The sequence below is a fragment of the Snuella lapsa genome (genome assembly GCF_039539345.1).
In the GTDB taxonomy this organism is placed as follows: domain Bacteria; phylum Bacteroidota; class Bacteroidia; order Flavobacteriales; family Flavobacteriaceae; genus Snuella; species Snuella lapsa.
Window position 1 is genome coordinate 1 of sequence record NZ_BAABCY010000063.1, and the last position, 20,729, is coordinate 20,729.

13 protein-coding genes are annotated in these 20,729 nt (G+C 35.9%); 11 read left to right on the top strand and 2 right to left on the bottom strand.

Annotated elements, in window-relative coordinates; genetic code table 11:
• Positions 1-258 precede the first annotated feature (258 nt).
• From ABD792_RS11320 to ABD792_RS11360, 9 genes are all read left to right on the top strand, one after another.
• A complete protein-coding gene (locus ABD792_RS11320; RefSeq protein ID WP_345006151.1) occupies positions 259-1,260 on the top strand; it encodes an AAA family ATPase in 1,002 nt (333 codons plus the stop codon).
• A 113-nt stretch (positions 1,261-1,373) separates the two neighbouring features.
• Complete coding sequence (locus ABD792_RS11325; protein ID WP_345006152.1) at positions 1,374-2,240, top strand: DUF58 domain-containing protein; 867 nt, start codon at positions 1,374-1,376, stop codon at positions 2,238-2,240.
• 14 nt (positions 2,241-2,254) lie between these two features.
• Positions 2,255-3,907, top strand: a complete 1,653-nt coding sequence (locus tag ABD792_RS11330) for a hypothetical protein (RefSeq protein ID WP_345006153.1) — start codon at positions 2,255-2,257, stop codon at positions 3,905-3,907.
• Positions 3,907-4,914: a vWA domain-containing protein gene (locus ABD792_RS11335; protein WP_345006155.1), complete on the top strand. Its 1,008-nt coding sequence runs from the start codon at positions 3,907-3,909 to the stop codon at positions 4,912-4,914. Before ABD792_RS11330 ends, ABD792_RS11335 begins: the two co-directional genes overlap by 1 nt.
• 123 nt (positions 4,915-5,037) lie before the next feature.
• On the top strand, positions 5,038-6,075 hold the full coding sequence (locus tag ABD792_RS11340) for a VWA domain-containing protein (protein ID WP_345006156.1): 1,038 nt from the start codon (positions 5,038-5,040) through the stop codon (positions 6,073-6,075).
• Between the two features lie 100 nt (positions 6,076-6,175).
• On the top strand, positions 6,176-7,039 hold the full coding sequence (locus ABD792_RS11345; protein ID WP_345006157.1) for a tetratricopeptide repeat protein: 864 nt from the start codon (positions 6,176-6,178) through the stop codon (positions 7,037-7,039).
• An 88-nt stretch (positions 7,040-7,127) separates the two neighbouring features.
• On the top strand, positions 7,128-8,903 hold the full coding sequence (locus ABD792_RS11350) for a BatD family protein (protein ID WP_345006158.1): 1,776 nt from the start codon (positions 7,128-7,130) through the stop codon (positions 8,901-8,903).
• Between the two features lies 1 nt (position 8,904).
• Positions 8,905-9,654, top strand: coding sequence for an SH3 domain-containing protein (locus tag ABD792_RS11355; RefSeq protein ID WP_345006159.1), 750 nt, complete (start codon positions 8,905-8,907; stop codon positions 9,652-9,654).
• A 95-nt stretch (positions 9,655-9,749) separates the two neighbouring features.
• A complete protein-coding gene (locus ABD792_RS11360) occupies positions 9,750-10,376 on the top strand; it encodes a carbonic anhydrase (protein WP_345006160.1) in 627 nt (208 codons plus the stop codon).
• 80 nt (positions 10,377-10,456) lie between these two features.
• On the opposite strand, the gene amaB is transcribed toward ABD792_RS11360, so the two are convergent.
• Both amaB and nhaA read right to left on the bottom strand, forming a co-directional pair.
• Positions 10,457-12,010, bottom strand: a complete 1,554-nt coding sequence (amaB, locus tag ABD792_RS11365; protein ID WP_345006161.1) for an L-piperidine-6-carboxylate dehydrogenase — start codon at positions 12,008-12,010, stop codon at positions 10,457-10,459.
• A 93-nt stretch (positions 12,011-12,103) separates the two neighbouring features.
• The gene (gene nhaA / locus ABD792_RS11370) at positions 12,104-13,423 is read right to left on the bottom strand and encodes a Na+/H+ antiporter NhaA (protein ID WP_345006162.1); all 1,320 of its coding nucleotides are present in this window, start codon (positions 13,421-13,423) and stop codon (positions 12,104-12,106) included.
• Between the two features lie 592 nt (positions 13,424-14,015).
• On the opposite strand from nhaA, the gene ABD792_RS11375 reads away from it, so the two are divergent.
• Together ABD792_RS11375 and ABD792_RS11380 are read left to right on the top strand one after the other, a co-directional pair.
• Positions 14,016-15,071 (top strand): isoaspartyl peptidase/L-asparaginase family protein, encoded by a 1,056-nt coding sequence (locus ABD792_RS11375; protein WP_345006163.1) that lies wholly within the window; start codon positions 14,016-14,018, stop codon positions 15,069-15,071.
• 114 nt (positions 15,072-15,185) lie between these two features.
• Complete coding sequence (locus ABD792_RS11380) at positions 15,186-20,714, top strand: alpha-2-macroglobulin family protein (RefSeq protein WP_345006164.1); 5,529 nt, start codon at positions 15,186-15,188, stop codon at positions 20,712-20,714.
• Positions 20,715-20,729: the final 15 nt, after the last annotated feature.

Here is a 20,729-nt window from a genome sequence, read left to right on the forward strand (position 1 = left end):
TAATTTTTAATATAACTAAAGTGCTGCAATGAAATTGCAGGGTTTTAGACCCTAATTTGAAACCAATAAAACGAATTTCACCTCCATAAACAAACCGAGCAATACTAAATTAGTATTGCTCGGTTTGTTTTAACCAATTATTAACAAAAGACCCGAGAATATTTTAACCAATCATTAACAGCGCATAAAGAAATATTTTAACAATTTGCATTGCTCAAATAAGGGCTGTATATTCGAGGTTTTTAAAAAATAAACATAATGGAAGAGATAGGTACAATTGATATTAAAACAATTAATGAAAAGATAGAGAAAGAAAGTGCTTTTGTTGATTTGCTAATATTAGAAATGAACAAAGTTATTGTAGGACAAAAGCACATGGTAGAGCGTTTACTTATTGGTTTGCTTGGTCAAGGCCATATTTTGTTAGAAGGTGTTCCTGGTTTGGCAAAAACATTAGCCATTAACACCTTGGCCAAAGCGGTACATGGTAGTTTTAGCAGAATACAATTTACGCCAGATTTATTACCTGCGGATGTAACTGGTACGCTAATTTACAACATGAAGGTTAACGATTTTTCCATTAAAAAGGGTCCTATTTTTGCAAATTTTGTGTTAGCTGATGAGATTAACAGGGCACCTGCTAAAGTACAATCGGCTTTACTTGAAGCTATGCAAGAAAGACAGGTTACCATTGGAGACGAGACCTTTAATCTGGACAAACCATTTTTAGTAATGGCAACACAGAATCCGGTAGAACAGGAAGGAACTTATCCGTTACCAGAAGCACAGGTAGACCGTTTTATGTTAAAAACGGTTATTGATTATCCTAAACTAGACGAGGAGCAACTTATCATGCGAGCCAATTTAAAAGGGGCATGGGATCAAGTGAACCCTGTTGTATCTATAGATCAAATCTTAAACGCGCAACAAGCAGTTAGGGAGGTCTATATGGATGAAAAAATAGAAAAATACATTCTGGACATTATTTTTGCAACACGATATCCAGAGAAATATAAACTTGCCGACTTAAAACCATTAATTTCTTTTGGGGCATCGCCACGTGGTAGTATTAATTTGGCAACGGCTGCAAAATGCTATGCTTTTATAAAGCGTCGTGGCTACGTAATTCCTGAAGATGTTAGGGCTGTAGTTTACGATGTGTTAAGGCACAGAATTGGTATTACCTATGAGGCTGAAGCAGAAAATGTAACCTCAGTGGATATTATCAACAAAATAGTAAATGAAATAGAAGTACCTTAAAGGTTAACAGTACTCAGGGGCAAATAGCAGTTGCTCGCGCTACTGATTACTAAAAAGACTCAACAGTTATTATCATAGCTGTAAACTGAGACTGAAAACTGTTTACTGAATAAATGGATACTAAGGAATTACTAAAAAAAGTACGAAAAATAGAGATCAAGACACGACGGTTGTCTGATCATATTTTTGGAGGGGAATACCATTCGACCTTTAAAGGCCGTGGTATGACCTTTAGTGAAGTACGCCAATATCAATTTGGCGACGACGTACGAAATATAGACTGGAACGTAACGGCCCGTTACAACGAACCTTTTGTAAAGGTTTTTGAAGAAGAGCGAGAACTTACCATGATGCTCATGGTAGATGTTTCGGGTTCTGAGCTATTTGGTACCGAATCCCAATTTAAAAATGAAGTAGTTACTGAGATAGCAGCTACCCTAGCGTTCTCTGCAACACAGAACAACGATAAAATTGGTTTAATTTTATTTTCTGACAAAGTTGAACTTTATATCCCGCCTAAAAAAGGGCGCTCGCATGTACTCAGAATTATTCGGGAACTTATCGAATTTGAACCGGAAAGTAAGCAAACCAATATTGCGGAAGCTTTGAAATTTATGTCTAATGTAATGAAGAAAAAGGCTATTGCTTTTGTTTTATCTGATTTTATAGCGGACGACTATAGCCAAACAATGAAAATTGTTGCCGGAAAACATGATGTTACTGGTATTCGTATCTACGATAAACGTGAAGAGGAGATTCCAAATCTAGGCATGGTACAAATGCAGGATGAGGAAACAGGTGAGCTTATGTTGGTAAATACTGCTTCGAAGAAAGTACGACGAAACTACAGTAAATTTTATCACGAAAAAGTAGATTATTATAAAGAGAGTTTCAATAAATCGGGTGCAGGTACAATAGATTGTCGCGTAGACGAAAGTTATGTAAAAAAGCTTTTAGGGTATTTTAAACAAAGAGGATAATACGATTACGATTTATGGTTAACAATTTTAGATTTACAAATTTTAAAATAAAACAGGATAAGAAACTTGTTTTGTCTTTATTCTTTGTTTTTTGTTCTTTATTCTCCTTTGCGCAAGTAAAAGCTGCTATTGATTCTACAAGTATAAAAATAGGGGAACAAATAACCTATCACATTCAAGTGGAAACGGACACCACTAGTTTGGTGGTTTTCCCTGAGGGACAAACGTTCACACCTCTTGAAATGATAGCATCTTATCCTATAGATACTTTAAAAAATCAAGACAGGTACAATCTTATAAAAAAGTATGGCTTAACTCAATTTGATTCGGGAGCTTATACTATACCGAGACAAAAAATAATAATTGGGGATAAAACATTTTTTACCGACTCCTTAAAAGTTGTGGTAAACAATATAATTATAGACACAACGAAACAAGGACTCTATGATATAAAGCCTATTATAGAGGTTAGGAAATCGTCAAGTAAATGGTGGCAATATGTTTTACTAACACTTTTAATTCTGGGCATTATAGGTTTTTTGATGTTTTGGTTTATATGGCGGAAAAAACCATTAACGGAGGCTGAACAAATAGCTTTATTACCTCCTTATGACCGCGCTAAATTAGCATTGAAAAAACTTGATGAAAGCCACTATTTGGAGCACTCTGAATTGAAAGAGTACTACTCTGAATTAACACTCATTATTCGTAAATACTTAGATGAAAAGGTGTACGATCATTCTTTGGAAAGCACTACGGATGAATTAATTACAAGACTACAATTGCTTAAAGAGGCCAACAAAATAGACCTAAGCAGGGACACCATAAAAAACATTGAAAACATCTTAAAACGGGCCGATTTAGTAAAATTTGCCAAATCGGCTCCAGATATTGCCTTAGCTGAACTGGACAGGGAAACGATTGATGCAGAAATAGACCATGTAAAAGAAGTGCTTCCTGAGCCCACGGAAGAAGAAAAACTTTTAGACGAAAAGTACAGGGAGACCTTGGAACGTAAAAAAAGGCATAAAAAAATTATCATTACTGCCGTTATTAGTGTGTTTCTTTTATTTGCTACCATAACTGGGTTTTCGATAAAATATGGTTTTAACTATGTAAAGGACACAATTATTGGCCACAGTAGCATGGAGCTTTTAAAAAGCGATTGGGTAACCAGTGCTTATGGTTTCCCTCCTATAACATTATCTACGCCAAAAGTATTAAAACGTATGACTCCCCAATTGCCAGAGGAACTAATGGCTCAAGTGGACATGACTATGTTTGGGTATGGTAGTTTAATAGATAAATTTAGTGTTGTTGTTGCTACTTCCAAATTTAAAAACCTAGGTGAAAATAAAATTGATATAGAAAAAGCCATAGAGGGTAACTTAAAAACATTTGAGGCTGCTGGTGCTCAAAATATTGTTACCAAGAACGAAAAATTCGCAACACCCAATGGTGCTGAAGGTATTAAAGTATATGGTTCTCTAGACTTACCTATACCTAACACTGATAAACTGGAGAGGGGCAATTATGTTATTTTAGGCTTTACCGCAGAGCATGTTATTCAACAGCTTATAATGTCATGGCGAGAAAATGATACTTACGCAGACCAAATAGCAGAACGTATTTTAAACTCAGTTGAACTTAAAGAAGCAGCAGAATAATGTTTGAAGGGATCCAATTTTTAAACAAAGAATTTTTCTGGGTATTATTAGCACTACCCCTAGCTATACTTTGGTATAGTTTTAAGCATAAAAAGCAAACCGCTGAGCTTAAAATTTCCAGTTTAAAAGGGTTCAAGCTTACCAACTCTTGGCTACCAAAAGTTAAGCATCTATTGTTTATATTTAGACTAGTGGCTTTAGCCCTACTAATCACTGCCCTAGCCAGACCTCAAACGGTCGATGTATCTACAAGAACAAAAACCACTCGCGGTATAGACATCGTCATGGCAATAGACGTATCGGCCAGTATGTTGGCAAAAGACTTGTCTCCTAACAGGCTAGAAGCTCTAAAAAATGTGGCTGCGGAATTTATTAAAGGTAGACCTAACGATAGAATTGGTCTTGTAGAATATGCTGGTGAAAGTTATACAAAAACGCCTATTACGAGTGATAAAGCTATTGTACTAAGATCGTTAAAGGATATAAAATACAACACTATTATAGAGGGAGGAACTGCCATAGGTATGGGATTAGCTACTGCTGTAAACCGATTGAAAGACAGTAAAGCCAAAAGTAAAGTAATTATTTTACTCACCGATGGTGTAAACAATTCTGGCTTTATAGATCCTAAAATAGCAAGCGAACTGGCTGTAGAATACGGCATAAAAACCTATACTATTGGATTAGGCACCAATGGAATGGCCTTATCTCCAATAGCAATAGATCCAAGAACTGGAGACTTTCAATACGGGCGTGTACAAGTTGAAATTGATGAAGAGCTTTTAAAGGAAATAGCCCATGTTACGGGAGGGAAATACTTTAGGGCAACTAACAACAAAAAACTTCAGGAGATTTACAGTGAAATCAATAAGCTTGAAAAGACAGATATAGAGGAATTTAAGTACTATAATTACCAGGAAAAGTATCGGTCGTTAGTGATCTTGGCCGGACTGCTTTTAATAGTGGAATTACTATTGCGATTTACCTTTTTTAGAAGTTTTGTATAACAGAAAGGTGTATATGTAGTAGATATGATCTGTGAAATGTTTGAATGGTAAAAACAAATTAAGATAATTAATGTATTTGAGGGGAATAACTAAACAAATACACGAAAAACAAATAAAAGATTAATGTATCAATTAGAAGAGAAAATATGGTTTTGGGCATTGATTATTATTCCGATAATAATCCTATTCTTTTTGGTGCTCCAAATATGGAAACATAAAGCTCAGTCCCGTTTTGCCAACAAGCAATTACTTAAAAGATTAAGCCCAAATAGGTCGTTATTCAAATCTATTCTCAAAATTATTGTTTTGAGTTTAGCTTTTGCCTGTTTGGCTATAGCCTTGGTAAATCCTAAAGTTGGAACAAAGTTAGAAACGGTAAAACGTGAAGGTGTGGACATTGTCTTTGCTGTAGATGTTTCTAAAAGTATGCTAGCTGAGGACATAGCGCCAAACCGATTGGAAAAAGCAAAACAACTGGTAACGCAAATAATAAATAATTTGGCCAGCGATCGAATTGGTATTATTGCCTATGCAGGAAAAGCATTTCCTCAATTACCAATTACCACCGACTATGCAGCTGCCAAGATGTTTTTACAAAACATGAATACCGATATGCTGTCTTCGCAAGGAACGGCTATAAATGAAGCCATTAAATTAGCAAAAACCTACTTTGATGATGAAGAACAAACCAATCGGGTATTGATTATTATTTCTGATGGTGAAGATCATAGTGAAGAAGCTGCTCTGGTTGCTGAAGAAGCTAACGAAGAAGGCATTCGCATTTTCACTATTGGTGTAGGAGACATAAAAGGAGGCCCTATTCCGGAGAAAAGAAACGGGATTGTACTTAACTATAAAAAAGACAGCAATGGGGAAACCGTAATTACGCGCTTAAATGAAGAAACACTTCAAAACATTGCAAGTAAAGCCAATGGTATTTACATTAATGGGAAAAATACTAATAGTGTTGTAGAAAATATTCGTGACATATTAAATGCGATGGACAAAACAGAATTCGAAGCGAAGCAATTTGCCGATTTCAAAGATCAATTTCAATGGTTTTTAGGCTTTGGTATTTTCTTCTTACTATTAGATATTTTCTTGCTAGAACGAAAAACAGCTTGGCTTAAAAAGTTGAATTTATTTAACGAAAACTTATAGTTAACTAACAATAAAGCGGCTTTGTTTAATAAAAATGGTTAAACATTTATAATTTTTTTAACGATAGGAAAAAATGAGGTTTTATATCTTAGAAATAAAAATGAAACAGATAACAACATTTATCTTGGTATTGATTGCTTCATTTTCTTTTTCGCAAGAGATGGACAAGGAACAATTATTGGCTCTAAAAAAAGCGAATGATTATGTATATGAAGCCAATAATTTAATAGGTAAAGAAGATTTTGTTTCGGCCGAAATGGCCTACCGAAAAGCCATTTCCAAACAACCAGAGAACATAGCAGGTATCTATAATCTAGGCAACTCTTATTATAGCGAAGGAAACTTTGAAGAAGCTTTATACCGCCTTCAGGAAGCAGCTAAAAATGCTGCCTCAAAAGCTGAAAAGCATAAAGCTTTCCATAATATTGGGAATGCCTTAATGCAAAATAAGAGATGTAAAGAAGCTGTTGAGGCCTTTAAAAATGCTTTAAGAAATGATCCAACTGATGATGAGACTCGTTATAACTTAGGAATAGCAAAAGCCTGCGAAGAACAGCAAAAACAGGATCAAAAGGACGAAAATAAAGACGATCAAAACAAAGAGGATAAGGAAAACCAAGATCAAAATAAAGACCAGCAAGACAAAGAAGAAAACCAGGACAAAAAGGATCAAGAAGGCGATAACAAAGACGATCAAAAAGACGAGGAAAAAGGTGAAGAGGATAAAAAAGAAGGGGACGACAAGAAAGACGAGGAAGGCAAGCCTAAAGATGAAAAAGAAAAGAAAAACGAAGGTGACAAAAACGAAGACAAACAACAACCAAGACCACAATCTGGACAGTTGTCTCCTCAGCAAATAAAAAGTTTGTTAGAAGCCATGAACAACCAAGAACAAAAAGTTCAAGAAAAAATGAATGCTGAAAAACAGAAGGGCATCAAAATAAAAACAGACAAAGATTGGTAAAGTAAATTGCGATTAATTGATTACAAATTTTGAGATTTGCCTTATATCCTAAAAATGTAAATCGTAGATTTAACATTGTATATAAATAATGAATTTTATAAAAAAACATATTATACTGGTTTTATTACTCGCTACAAGTTTGTTATCTGCACAGGTAACGTTTGAGGCAAAAGTTAGTAAACAAAAACTAGGCATCAATGAACGTTTGCGTATTGATTTTGTAATGAATCAAGATGGCGATAATTTTAACCCTCCTGATTTTAATAATTTTACTGTAGTAGGAGGCCCCAATCAATCGGTACGCAATATATGGAACAATGGTGTAAGAAGCTATGAGAAAACCTATAGTTACTTTTTAGCACCTAAAAAACGTGGCAATTTTACTATTAACCAAGCTACAATTAACATAAAGGGAAATGTATATAAAACGCTTCCCATTAAGATTGAGGTCACAGCAGCAATAGATAAACCAAAGGACCCTAATGATCCAGATTATATTGCTTCTGAAAACATTCATCTAGTTGCCGAAGTTTCTAAAACCAATCCTTATCTAAACGAAGCTATTACAGTTGTTTACAAACTATATGTAGCTTTGGATACTGGCGTAAATAATTGGCGTGAAATAGACAGCCCCAGATACAATGACTTCTGGAGCCAAAATATGGATACTCAAGGACAAAAAGTTCAAAATGGCACTTATAATGGCGAGGATTATCGTTTCTTGGTATTACGAAAAACCGTATTGTACCCTCAAAAAACAGGGAAGTTAAATATTGAGCCCTTAACTTTAGACATTTCGGTGCAAGTCCCAACCAACAGACGCGATATTTTTGGCAGCCGTTTAATGAAACGTGTTAACAGAACGGTTTCTGCCGGCAATAAGACAATTAACGTTAAGCCATTGCCCGAAGCAGGTAAACCAGTAGATTTCACTGGAGCTGTAGGCGACTTTAACTTTGATGTTACTACATCGAAAACAGAACTCAATGCAACTGAATCTTTACAAATTAAGGTTGGCGTTCGAGGTAATGGTAATTTAAAACTGTTTAAACTCCCTAAGGTTTCTTTACCAAGCTCTCTTGAAGTTTACGAACCAGAGCATACCGAAAACGTTAAAACAACTTTAGCTGGTATGCAAGGTAGTATTTTAGATACTTACACTGTGGTACCTCAATACAAGGGCAAATATCCAATACCTAACATATCGTTTTCGTACTTCGATTTAAAAACTGAAAGTTATAAGCGATTAACTTCCAAAGATATTGTTATTGATGTACTAGAAGGCCCTACCAATAATGCCGATACAAATGACAATACCGTTGTTTCCAACATTGGAAAACAACGTGTTGTTTTAAATAGTGATCAATTTGCTTTTATTAAGACCAAAACAACTTTTAAAGGTGTTGAGGACTCATTTTTCTTCAAAACAAAATTGTTTTGGAACTTATTATTGTTGCCATTTATAGCGATTCCATTGGCTATTGTAATTCGCAAAAAGAAGGCCAGTCGGGATGCCGATGTTTTAGGCAATAGAATTAGGAAAGCAGATCGCTTGGCTAAAAAGTATTTAAGTAATGCCAAAAAATCACTTGGTAAGAAAGAAGCTTTTTATATTGCTTTGGAAAAAGCATTACATAATTACTTAAAAGCTAAATTACTTATTGAAACAAGTGACCTTAGTAAAGATAAAATTATTAGTTTACTTAAGGAAAAACAGGTAGAGGACAGTGTTGTTAATGAATTTATTCAAATTATTGAGAGCTGTGATTTGGCACGCTATACTCCAATTAACAATGTAACAATGCAGGAAGACTATAACAAAGCTGCAAAAACTATTTCTTTAATAGATAAACAAGCGAGTTAAGATGAGAAACATCCTTTATATCCTAATATTTCTGTTTAACCTAGTGGGTTTTAGTCAAAATGACGCTTTGTTCGAGCAAGGAAATACCTTGTATAATGATGGAAAATATGCCGAAGCTATAGAAAAATACCAGGCTATTTTAGACGCTAAGCAGCATTCATCCGCATTATACTTTAATTTAGCAAATGCCCACTATAAGCTTAATAATATAGCACCGAGCATTTACTATTATGAAAAGGCTTTACAATTAGATCCTAATGATACGGATATAAAAAACAACCTAGCCTTTGCAAAGAACATGACTATTGATGCCATTGATATTGTTCCTGAAGGTTGGGTTGCCAAACTTATAAAAAACATCACCAATAGTTTGTCTTTTGATAACTGGGCCAAGTTAGCCATCGTTTGGGTATTCTGCTTCGTTGTTTTATTTTTAATTTATTATTTCGCTTATACTACCTTTAAAAAGCGCCTGGCATTTATAGCTAGTTTAGCATCTTTATTTTTATTGTGTATTACGCTTGTATTGGCTTTTCACAGCTATAATTTAACTAAAAAGGATCGCCCAGCAATTATTTTTGCTCAAGAAAGCAAGGTAAAGAGCGAGCCCAATTCCCGAAGCGAAGAGTCCTTTAGGTTACATGAAGGCACCAAAGTCCAAATTTTAGACACTGTTAACAATTGGAAAAAAATTAAATTAACCGACGGAAAGACGGGGTGGGTTTCCAATCAAGACATTAAAGCTCTTTAATAGCTTTCTTTTTATTATCTTGTAAACTACACATTCCTGTTTTTTAAGCATAGGAAGTAATAGGCATAGTACAAACAATTCAAAAGAATCATTCAATGGACATTCAAAAAGTTTTTGAAAACAATAAAACGTGGATTCAGGATAAATTAGCGGAAAGTGAACATTATTTTGAAGAATTGGGAAAAGGGCAAAATCCTGATTTATTGTACATAGGATGCTCTGACAGCCGTGTTACCGCCGAAGACCTTATGGGTGCTCAACCGGGCGAAGTTTTTGTACATCGTAATATTGCTAATATGGTAATAAGCATAGATCTTAATGTAATGTCGGTAGTTAACTATGCAGTAGATCATTTAAAAGTAAACCATATTGTTGTTTGTGGACATTATGCCTGTGGCGGAGTAAAAGCAGCCATGCAATCGGCAGATTTAGGAATCTTAAATCCTTGGCTACGCAATATTAGAGATGTATACCGTATTCATAAAGAAGAATTGAATGCAATTACCGATGAGGACAAGAAATACAACCGTCTGGTAGAACTTAACGTAAAAGAACAGTGTGTTAACTTAATAAAAACGGCAGCCGTGCAACGTGCTTATCGCGATCGGGGCTTAAAAGTTCATGGCTGGGTATTCGATGTACACACTGGAAAACTTATAGATTTAAAAATTGACTTTATAAAATACTTAAAAGACATTATGGAAATTTACCATTTGGATTAGTAAATACCATTTACACCTAAAAACCACCCAATATAGTTCCTTTCTTGTACTATACTTTTGTTTTTCTGGATCAAGTTTCTCTATAGATCAAACTTGATCCCCTGAGCCAATGGCAATTCGGTTGTATAATTAATAGTATTTGTTTGGCGTCTCATATATACTTTCCAGGCATCTGATCCAGATTCCCTTCCGCCTCCAGTTTCTTTTTCACCACCAAAAGCTCCTCCTATTTCGGCTCCAGAAGTCCCAATATTTACATTTGCTATTCCACAATCGGAGCCTACAGCTGACAAAAACTGCTCAGCTTCTCTTAAATTGTTGGTCATTATTGCGGAACTCAGCCCTTGGACAACTTCATTTTGAATAGCGATAGCATTTTCAACATCTCCAGAATATTTTAGTAAGTATAGTACTGGAGCAAACGTTTCATGCTGCACAATGGTATAATCGGGTTGTGCCTCGGCTATAGCCGGCTTTACATAGCATCCACTTTCATAACCTTTCCCCGAAAGCACACCGCCCTCAACAATAATGTTCCCACCCTCATCAGTCACTTTTTCTAAAGCACTTTTATACATCTCTACTGCATCTTTATCAATTAACGGACCTACATGATTGTTTTCATCCAATGGATTACCAATACGTAATTGCCCATAAGCTTCTACTAGGGCTTTCTTTACCTGTTCGTAAATGCTTTCGTGAATAATTAAACGGCGCGTTGATGTACAACGCTGTCCTGCAGTCCCAACAGCACCAAAAACAGCACCTATAACTGTCATTTTTATATCGGCATCGGGTGTTACAATAATGGCATTATTGCCACCCAATTCTAGCAACGATTTTCCTAAACGCGCCGCTACTTCCTGTGCAACTATTTTACCCATTCTAGTAGAACCTGTTGCTGAAATTAAAGGAATACGTTTATCCTTGGTCATAAACTCACCAACTTTATAATCGCCATTAATTAAACATGAAATACCTTCTGGCAAGTTGTTTTCGGCCAACACTTCAGCAATTATATTTTGACAAGCAATACCGCATAGAGGTGTTTTTTCACTTGGCTTCCATACGCAAACATCCCCACAAACCCAAGCCAAAGCAGTATTCCAAGCCCAAACAGCAACTGGAAAATTAAAAGCAGAAATAATCCCAACAATTCCTAATGGATGGTATTGTTCGTACATACGGTGCCCAGGACGCTCGGAATGCATTGTCAAACCATGTAACTGTCTTGACAATCCAACAGCAAAATCACAGATATCAATCATTTCTTGAACCTCTCCCAATCCTTCTTGATAACTTTTTCCCATTTCATAAGACACCAATATTCCCAATGACTCCTTCTTTTCTCTTAGTCTTTCTCCAAACTGGCGCACAATCTCTCCGCGCTGTGGAGCTGGCATCATTTTCCACGTTTTAAAAGCTGTGATAGCAGAATCCATCACTTTCTCATAATCAGATTGGGTCGTTGTCTTTACCTGACCAATTAGCAAACCATCTACAGGCGAATAACTTTCTATAACCACTCCACTAGAAAAGCTATGGGTTCCCGTAGAGGTACCTTCATTTATATGTGCAACACCTAGTGTTTTAAGTGCTTTATCTATACCTATATCTGTAGCAACTGCTTTCATGAATTATCAATTTATTATTTATCGTGAGTTTATTTGCGAATATAACAATAATAAGCTTTTATATTAACAAAAACCTACTAATCTTATATACGACTAGCTAACAGTAATGGACTTCTTTTTACTTATTAAAATACGTAAAATAACATATCCTAAAATACCGGAAACAAAGGATCCCAGTATAACCCCTATTTTTGCAGAACTCAATAAAACAGGATCCAAAAAGGCAAGATTTGCAATAAATAACGACATGGTAAATCCAAGTCCACCAAGAAAAGCGACACCAATTATATACTTAAAGTTAACGCCTTTGGGCAAGTAGGCTATTTTTAGTTTTACGGCTAACCAAGAAGCTAATGTAATCCCTATAAACTTACCTCCAATTAATGCAATAGCAATAGGTAACACCAATCCAAAATCAACTACTGTACTACTCGTTAGGGTTACTCCTGCATTTGCAAAAGCGAAAACCGGCATAATAAAGAATACAATCCAGGGGCGTAAATCATGTTCTATTTTTTGCAAAGGTGAATTGATTTTTTCTGAGGCAATTCTTATGTCTACAGCTGCATGTACTTGTTCTATTTTTAATATCTGATGTGAGCGTACATGTTCCTTCTCTTTTACAAAACTTTGCAACGATGCTTTAATGTTTTCAAAAAACATATCCAGAGTGGTTCTTCTTGTCGCGGGAATAGTTAATGCCAATAGTACGCCTGCAATTGTAGGATGGATTCCCGATTTTAAAAACAGTATCCATACTACCACACTAAGTGGAAAAAATATAAACTTTGAAAAGTATTTTTTAAGTCCCAAAAACACCATGAAAGCGAGGATAATACCTGCATACAAAACCAATGTTAATTGTATATCTGTAGCATAAAAAACAGCTATAACTATAACTGCTGCCAAATCGTCTACAATTGCAAATGCTGTTAAAAACACCTTTAACCCTATGGGTACTTTTTTTCCAAACAATTGTAAAATACCAAGGGAAAAGGCAATATCGGTTGCCATAGGAACTCCCCACCCCCGAACTAAATCTGGATTAGAAATTGAATTAATGTAAATAATAATTGGCACTAAAACACCTCCTAATGCAGCAATAACGGGTAAAGATGCTTTTCGAATAGATGAGAGTTCACCGTCTAATATTTCACGTTTAATTTCCAATCCAACATGAAAAAAGAAAATGGCCATTAAACCATCATTTATCCAAAGGTAAAAGGGTTCTGTTAACTCAAAACCTTTCTCTACAAAACCAAAAGTAACCTCACTTTTTAAAAGATCGTGGTATAAATAACCCCACGGTGAATTAGCTGCGATTAAAGCCATTACAGTAGCGAACAACAACAAAAAGCTACCAGAGTTGGAAGTATTTATTATGCGATCAACAGGTTTTAAGAATGTATTCATTAAACTATTCCATTTCGATTTTCAATATACGCAGAGCTTTAGAAGCATAATATGATGTTTATCATATTTATCCATTTACCAATTGAAATCCCTTAATTTATAGCAGCCAAGGTCATAGAAACCACAGTTTGTTTCATTGCTGTACAAACCATAAATATTAAGCAATGTGATTAGTCTTTCTATATTGAGAAAACAGATAACCTCTCAAGTGAAACAATATACTTGCAAGACTCTGCAATAGCAACTCTTTTTAGTTAAAATTTACTAATGAAATCATCTTTAGTTCACTACAAAACTGTTAACTTTATTTCTTTAACTAAACCTATGGTTACAAGTCCATAGGTATTAATGTAGATTAAAAATTTATTTTGCTATGAACACACGAATATTTTTTGACGCTATCGTTCGTGAATTTGTGGTATATAAAGGTTTTTAGAAACGGAAAGTCTTGTACTAAATACATAGTCTCAACTAACGATTAAAACCAATGAACTGCTTATGAAATGAGCCATAATAACTGAATGGTAATACTCACTGAAATGTTTAGTGGCGAATTACATCTGACCTTTGAAAAACAATAAACTTTAAACAGGTGAAAAAATCTATATATCTACTTGCCTTGGTTTTCACTTTTACATCCTGTAAAAAAGAAAACAATTCTACAACTTCCAATATATTAAACAAACAGCAAAACAATAAGTTTGGAATAGTTATTCATGGAGGCGCTGGAACTATTCTAAAAGAAAACTTGAGTTCTGAAAAGGAACTTGAATACAAAGAAAAACTTGAAGAGGCTATTCGCACAGGTTATACCATTTTAAAAAATGGCGGCAGTAGTATTGATGCTGTTACTAAAACCATTAATATTTTAGAGGATTCGCCATTGTTTAACGCAGGAAAAGGAGCTGTATTCACCAATTCGGGAACCAATGAACACGATGCTTCTATAATGGATGGAAACACATTAAATGCAGGTGCTTCGGCAGGAACGACAACTGTTAAAAACCCTATTAACCTAGCTCGATCTGTTATGGATAAATCTCCTCATGTGATGCTGTCTGGTAAAGGAGCAGAGATCTTCGCTAAAGAACAAGGTCTTGAAATTGTTGACCCAAGTTATTTTTACACAAAAAAACGCTTCGAATCACTCCAAAACATAAAAGGAACACAAAACACAGAGCTTGACCATAATAACAAAACAGCTTTTTACGATACTGCCATCAAGGATTCAAAATTTGGTACTGTTGGCTGTGTAGCTCTAGACCAGAATGGCAATTTAGCTGCTGGAACTTCTACAGGGGGTATGACCAACAAACGTTGGGGACGTATTGGTGATTCTCCAATTATTGGAGCAGGCACCTATGCTAATAATAACACCTGTGCGGTTTCCAGTACTGGGTGGGGCGAATATTTTATTCGTGCTGTAGTAGCTCATGACATATCTGCTCTTATGGAATACAAAGGCTTATCCTTAAAAGAAGCTGCGAAAGAAGTCATTCAAAAAAAAATACCCAAACTCGGGGGCAACGGAGGCATTATAGCCATCGATAAAAATGGCAATATGGTTATGGAATTTAATACAGCAGGTATGTTTCGAGCAACCATAAATGACCGTGCTGAACTATACATTGCTATGTACAAAAAATAATTAAGAAGAATTTAACAATAACCCATAATCTAAACCTGAAAAATCAAGCGTATGTATTTAATAAGACTATACTTACAGTAGTAAATTCATACGTTCAACTTATCCCTTATTACTATGCGAATCCATAATTTTACAGCCATTGTTCTTCTACTAGCTTTAGGCTTCTCATGCAAAAAGAAACCATCAGAAACAGATAATATTTTCAAATTTAGGGATTATATTAGTTACACTACTTCTGGATTGACTTCTGTAACGCAACCCATTCAAATTAATCTGTCTCTTCCAATCGAAAACTGGGGAGCAGGAGACGAAATCACTAAAGAGATTATAACTGTTTCGCCTTATGTTCAAGGCAAATTAACCATTGTTAACAAACACGTGCTTACATTCACTCCCGATGCTTCTTTAGAACCTTCTACAGAATATACTGTAACTGTAAAATTAAGTAAGCTCTACAAAAAAATACCCGATGCTTTTAAGAACTATACCTTTCAGTTTAAAACCATTACTCCAAACTTCAATATAACAACTACTAGTTTACAGTCTTATAACAAAACTTGGCAGTATTTAGAAGCTTCAATCCATTCTGCGGATATCATTCCCTTGGAAAAAGCTAAACAGCTTGTAACTGCATTTCAAAAAGAAAAGAAACTGCCTCTGGTCTTTAATGAAACCAACAAACAAGCGAAGGTTTTTAATTTTAAAGTGGATAGTATCCATCGTAAGGTAGAGGACGGTGAAATAGTAATAAAATGGAACGGAAAATCCATTAACGCAGATAATGTTGGTGAAAATAAATTAAACATTCCGGGTATCAATAATTTCACTGTAGTTGGTATTGATATTATTCAATCTCCTGAGCAGCATTTATCAATTAACTTTTCTGATCCATTAAAAAAACAACAAAACTTTGATGGGTTGGTAACCATTGAAGGTGTTAAGAATCCTAAGCATATTGTTAAGGGCAATGTGCTTAAAGTTTACCCCGACTCTAAGTTGTCTGGCAACATTCAAGTTGATATATTGCAAGGCATAACTAATACGGATGACTTTAAGCTCAAAACACCTTTTTCTGAGACCTTAACTTTTGAAACATTGAAACCGCAAGTCCGATTGATAAGTAATGGTACCTTTTTACCAAACTCAAAAGACCTAAAATTTAATTTTGAGGCGGTAAACCTTAAAGCTGTAGATGTTAGGGTCATCAAAATTTTTGAAAACAACATACTTCAATTTTTGCAAGATGAACATTTAAGCAGTAATAATGGATACGCTATTAAAAAAGTAGGGCGTCGTATAGCAAAGCAAACCATTCAATTACAAACACCTGCTGATAACACAGAAAAATGGAAAGCTTATAGCATTGATTTGTCCAAATTCTTTAAGGCCGATCCTGGTGCCATGTACCGCATTGAATTAAGCTTTAACAAAAGTTATTCGCTTTACGATTGCGAAACAAATCCATCGGCTTCCAGTACTGAGGATGATGACGAAATTTCTGAAACAGACATTGAGGATGACGACTTAAGAGAGGAAGCCTATTGGGACAACATTACATACCGATATAAAAACTACACATACAACTGGAGGGAACGTGAGAATCCGTGCCATGATGCCTATTATCACAGCGATAGGATCGTCTCCCAAAACATTATTGCTTCTAACTTGGGCGTTATAGCAAAACGAAGCGCCAACAACTCCTATTATTTTGCCGTAACTAATGTATTATCTACCAACCCTGAGCCCAACGCTACTATTAGGCTTTACAATTTTCAACAACAAGAAATTGAAAAAACCGTAACGGATGAAGAAGGGCTTGCAATCATTGATGCCCAAAAGCACGCTTCGTTTGCTGTTGTATCCAAAGGCAATCAGACTGCTTATATAAAACTAGCAGACGGCAATTCTCTATCTCTTAGCAAGTTTGATGTATCTGGCAACAAGCTACAACGAGGTTTAAAAGGCTATATTTATGGTGAACGTGGTGTTTGGCGTCCTGGAGACTCATTGCACCTAACTTTTATTTTAAATGACCAAGCCAATAAGCTCCCTAACGGGCATCCTGTTAAAATGGAAGTTACTGATCCTAACGGAAAACTAATCTACAAAAATACAACACCTAACAACCTTGATAACTTCTATAAATTTATTGTTCCCACTTCTACTGAAGACAAAACAGGAAATTATAATGCAAAGGTGTCTGTTGGCGGTGCCACATTTAGTAAAAACTTAAAAATAGAAACGGTTAAGCCCAACCGCTTAAAGATTAAAGTTGATTTTGATGATGTAATACTTACAAACCAGAAACCTTTAAAAGGTTCTTTGGATGTTAAATGGCTGCACGGCTCTCCAGGTAAAAATTTAAAAGCGGAGGTTAAAGCTAAGTTTAGTATTTCAAGTAATAACTTCAAGAGTTATAAAAATTACACCTTTACAGATCCTACACGACAATTTAGCTCCGAAGACATCACTGTTTTTGAAGGCACCGTGAATAGTAATGGCCTTGCAGAAATAAACAGTAGCTTAAAAGTAGGCAAAAATGCTCCTGGCATGCTTAACGTGCATTTTTTAGTAAGAGCCTTTGAAAATGGTGGAGATTTCTCGATGGATGCATTTACCAAACAATATGCACCATACGAATCGTTTGTTGGTTTACGGTCACCTAAAGGCAGTGTACACGGTTCGCTTTCTACAGACAAAAGCCAAACTTTCGACATAGTAGTCGTTGATGCCTATGGAAACCCTATAAAACGTAACAATCTGGAAGTAAAAGTCTATAAAATTGAATGGCGTTGGTGGTGGAACGCTTCTTATGATAACTTATCGAGTTATGTATCCAGCACATACCACAAACCGTATTTAGACTCTAAAGTAAATACCGATGCTAACGGAAAAGGGCATTTTACATTAAAGATTCCAGATAATGAACGAGGCCGTTACCTTATTAGAATTACTGACCCTGTTAGCGGACATTCGACCGGACAAACTGCTTACTTTTACAAAAACTGGTATACTCCGCCAGGAGATAAAGAAGCTGCTAAAATGTTGGTGTTTTCAGGTGATAAAGAACAATACAACGTTGGTGAAACGGCAAAAATAACTTTTAAGTCAGGAACTGAAGGTCGCGCCTTAATAAGTATTGAAAATGGCACGGAAGTCTTAGATTACTGGTGGGTAAAAACGAGCGAAGGAGAGACTAAAGTAGATATTCCCGTAACGACCAATATGGCTCCGAATGTATTTATTAACATATCCCTTTTACAACCACATGCCATAACCTCCAACGACCTTCCCATTCGTTTATATGGTATCATCCCTATACGTATTGAAGACCCCAATACCAGGTTAGAGCCAGAAATTCACATGCCAGATGCATTGCGTCCAAAGCAAGAGTTTGAAGTAGCCATTTCTGAAAAAAACAAAAAACCCATGACCTATACTATTGCAGTAGTAGAGGAAGGCTTATTGGATCTAACCAATTTTAAAACTCCAAATGCATGGAATACCTTTTATGCCCGTGAAGCACTGGGTGTTAAAACATGGGATATTTTTGACGATGTTATTGGAGCTTATTCGGGAAGCATCGAGCAAGTATTTGCTATTGGTGGCGATGGGAGTGCATTAGCGGGTAAAAATAAAAAAGCGAATCGTTTTAAACCTGTGGTCACTTATTTAGGCCCCTTTAGTTTAAAGGCAGGAGAAACCAAAACGCACACAGTAAAAATGCCTAATTATGTAGGTGCTGTACGAACCATGGTTGTTGCTGGTAATCATATTACAGGAGCTTATGGAAGTACTGATAAATCGGTAGCAGTCAAAAAACCGCTTATAGTATTGGCTTCATTACCAAGAAAATTAAGTCCTGGCGAAAAAGTTACCTTACCGGTTACCGTTTTTGCAATGGAACCCAAAGTAAAAAATGTATCTGTTAAGTTAAAACTTAGCAACGGCATTACAATTACAGGAGACAACACCAAAAGCCTTACGTTTTCAAAACCTGATGAGCAAATGGTTTATTTCAACTTAGACGTAAGTAAAGCAATAGGCTTGAGTACCGTAGAAGTTATCGCAAGTGGAGATGGTGAAAAGGCCAGCTATAAAGTAGAAATGGATGTATTAAACACAAATCCTATAAGCTCTAAATCTATCGATGCATCTTTAGAAGCATCAACCTCTAAAACCATAAACTTCTCTACATTTGGAGTTAAGGGCACCAATTCGGCAACGATAGAGTTTTCTACCATTCCTCCAATGGATTTCAACCGTCGTTTGCAATATTTAATCCGGTATCCCCACGGTTGTGCTGAGCAAACCACATCCAGTATTTTTCCACAGTTATTCTTGAGCGACATTTTTGATCTGACACAGGATAAGAAGCAAAATATTCAAAACAACATTAAAAATGGTATAGCTCGTTTAGCTCGTTTTCAACGCCCTAATGGAGGCATGAGCTACTGGATTGGCGAAACTACTATTAACGACTGGGCTACAAGCTATGCTGGACATTTTATGATTGAAGCCGAAAGAAAAGGTTATATGCTTCCTCTTTCATTTAAAGCAAACTGGCTAAAATACCAAAAACAAGCAGCTAGAGATTGGCGTCCTAGTTACAGAGTTTACAACTCCGATTTGGCACAAGCTTACAGACTTTATACGCTGGCTTTGGCAGGTAGTCCAGACCTCGCAGCCATGAATCGTTTAAGGGAATTTACAGAGCTTTCTAACGAAACAAAATGGCGATTGGCGGCAGCCTATGCTCTTGTTGGACAAAAGGAGGCCAGCGATAAAATTTCACAATCAGCGAATATTAACTTTCAGGCTCCAAAATATAATTACCACACTTACGGGTCGGTAGCCAGAAACCGCGCTATGGCTTTGGAGACCATGGTACTCACCAAAAGTTCTAAAATACGGGAGCTGGCACAGTATATTGCCAAAGATCTACCTGGCAAGCAATGGATGAGCACACAAACAACAGCATATAGCCTTTTAGCTATGGCTAAAATGGTAAGTGCCAACGGCGGAAAAGCTTTAAACTTAAGTTACACAGTTAACGGAACAACTGAAACCATCAGCACCAAAAATGCCATTGCGCAACGCCATTTGAAAATTATTGAAGGTAATAACACATTATCTTTTACAAATAATGATGAGAACCTAGTCTACATACGCGTTTTAAATTCGGGAAAACTACCTTTAGGAAAAGAATTAATAGAGCAACGCGGATTAAGTATTTCTGTTAATTATTTGGATTTAAAAGGCAATCCCATTACTATTTACAAGCTAAAACAAGGACAAGATTTTGTTGCCTCCATAAAAGTAAGCAATCTAAAAAATGAAGATGTTAACGACATTGCCTTGACACAAATTATTCCTTCTGGTTGGGAAATTGTAAATACACGGTTTACAGATTATGGCGACTCAACTACAAGTCAAGCCCGCTTTACGGATATTAGAGACGACCGTGTCAATTATTATTTTGATTTACCCAAAAAAGGAAAACACAGTACAAAAACCTTTAATATCATATTAAACGCTTCTTATTTGGGAACCTATTATTTACCGGGCACACAGGCAGAAGCCATGTACGACAATGACTATCTGGTTAGAACAAAAGGACAATGGGTTATAGTGGAAAAATAAACGATCCCATTCCGC

Bases quoted from the DNA above. Each gene is read 5' to 3' on its own strand.
- ABD792_RS11330 (WP_345006153.1), top strand. From the start codon at position 2,255: ATGGTTAACAATTTTAGATTTACAAATTTTAAAATAAAACAGGATAAG.
- ABD792_RS11350 (WP_345006158.1), top strand. From the start codon at position 7,128: ATGAATTTTATAAAAAAACATATTATACTGGTTTTATTACTCGCTACA.
- ABD792_RS11320 (WP_345006151.1), top strand. From the start codon at position 259: ATGGAAGAGATAGGTACAATTGATATTAAAACAATTAATGAAAAGATA.
- ABD792_RS11325 (WP_345006152.1), top strand. From the start codon at position 1,374: ATGGATACTAAGGAATTACTAAAAAAAGTACGAAAAATAGAGATCAAG.
- ABD792_RS11345 (WP_345006157.1), top strand. From the start codon at position 6,176: ATGAAACAGATAACAACATTTATCTTGGTATTGATTGCTTCATTTTCT.
- ABD792_RS11355 (WP_345006159.1), top strand. From the start codon at position 8,905: ATGAGAAACATCCTTTATATCCTAATATTTCTGTTTAACCTAGTGGGT.
- ABD792_RS11340 (WP_345006156.1), top strand. From the start codon at position 5,038: ATGTATCAATTAGAAGAGAAAATATGGTTTTGGGCATTGATTATTATT.
- amaB (WP_345006161.1), bottom strand. From the start codon at position 12,010: ATGAAAGCAGTTGCTACAGATATAGGTATAGATAAAGCACTTAAAACA.
- ABD792_RS11380 (WP_345006164.1), top strand. From the start codon at position 15,186: ATGCGAATCCATAATTTTACAGCCATTGTTCTTCTACTAGCTTTAGGC.
- ABD792_RS11360 (WP_345006160.1), top strand. From the start codon at position 9,750: ATGGACATTCAAAAAGTTTTTGAAAACAATAAAACGTGGATTCAGGAT.
- nhaA (WP_345006162.1), bottom strand. From the start codon at position 13,423: ATGAATACATTCTTAAAACCTGTTGATCGCATAATAAATACTTCCAAC.
- ABD792_RS11335 (WP_345006155.1), top strand. From the start codon at position 3,907: ATGTTTGAAGGGATCCAATTTTTAAACAAAGAATTTTTCTGGGTATTA.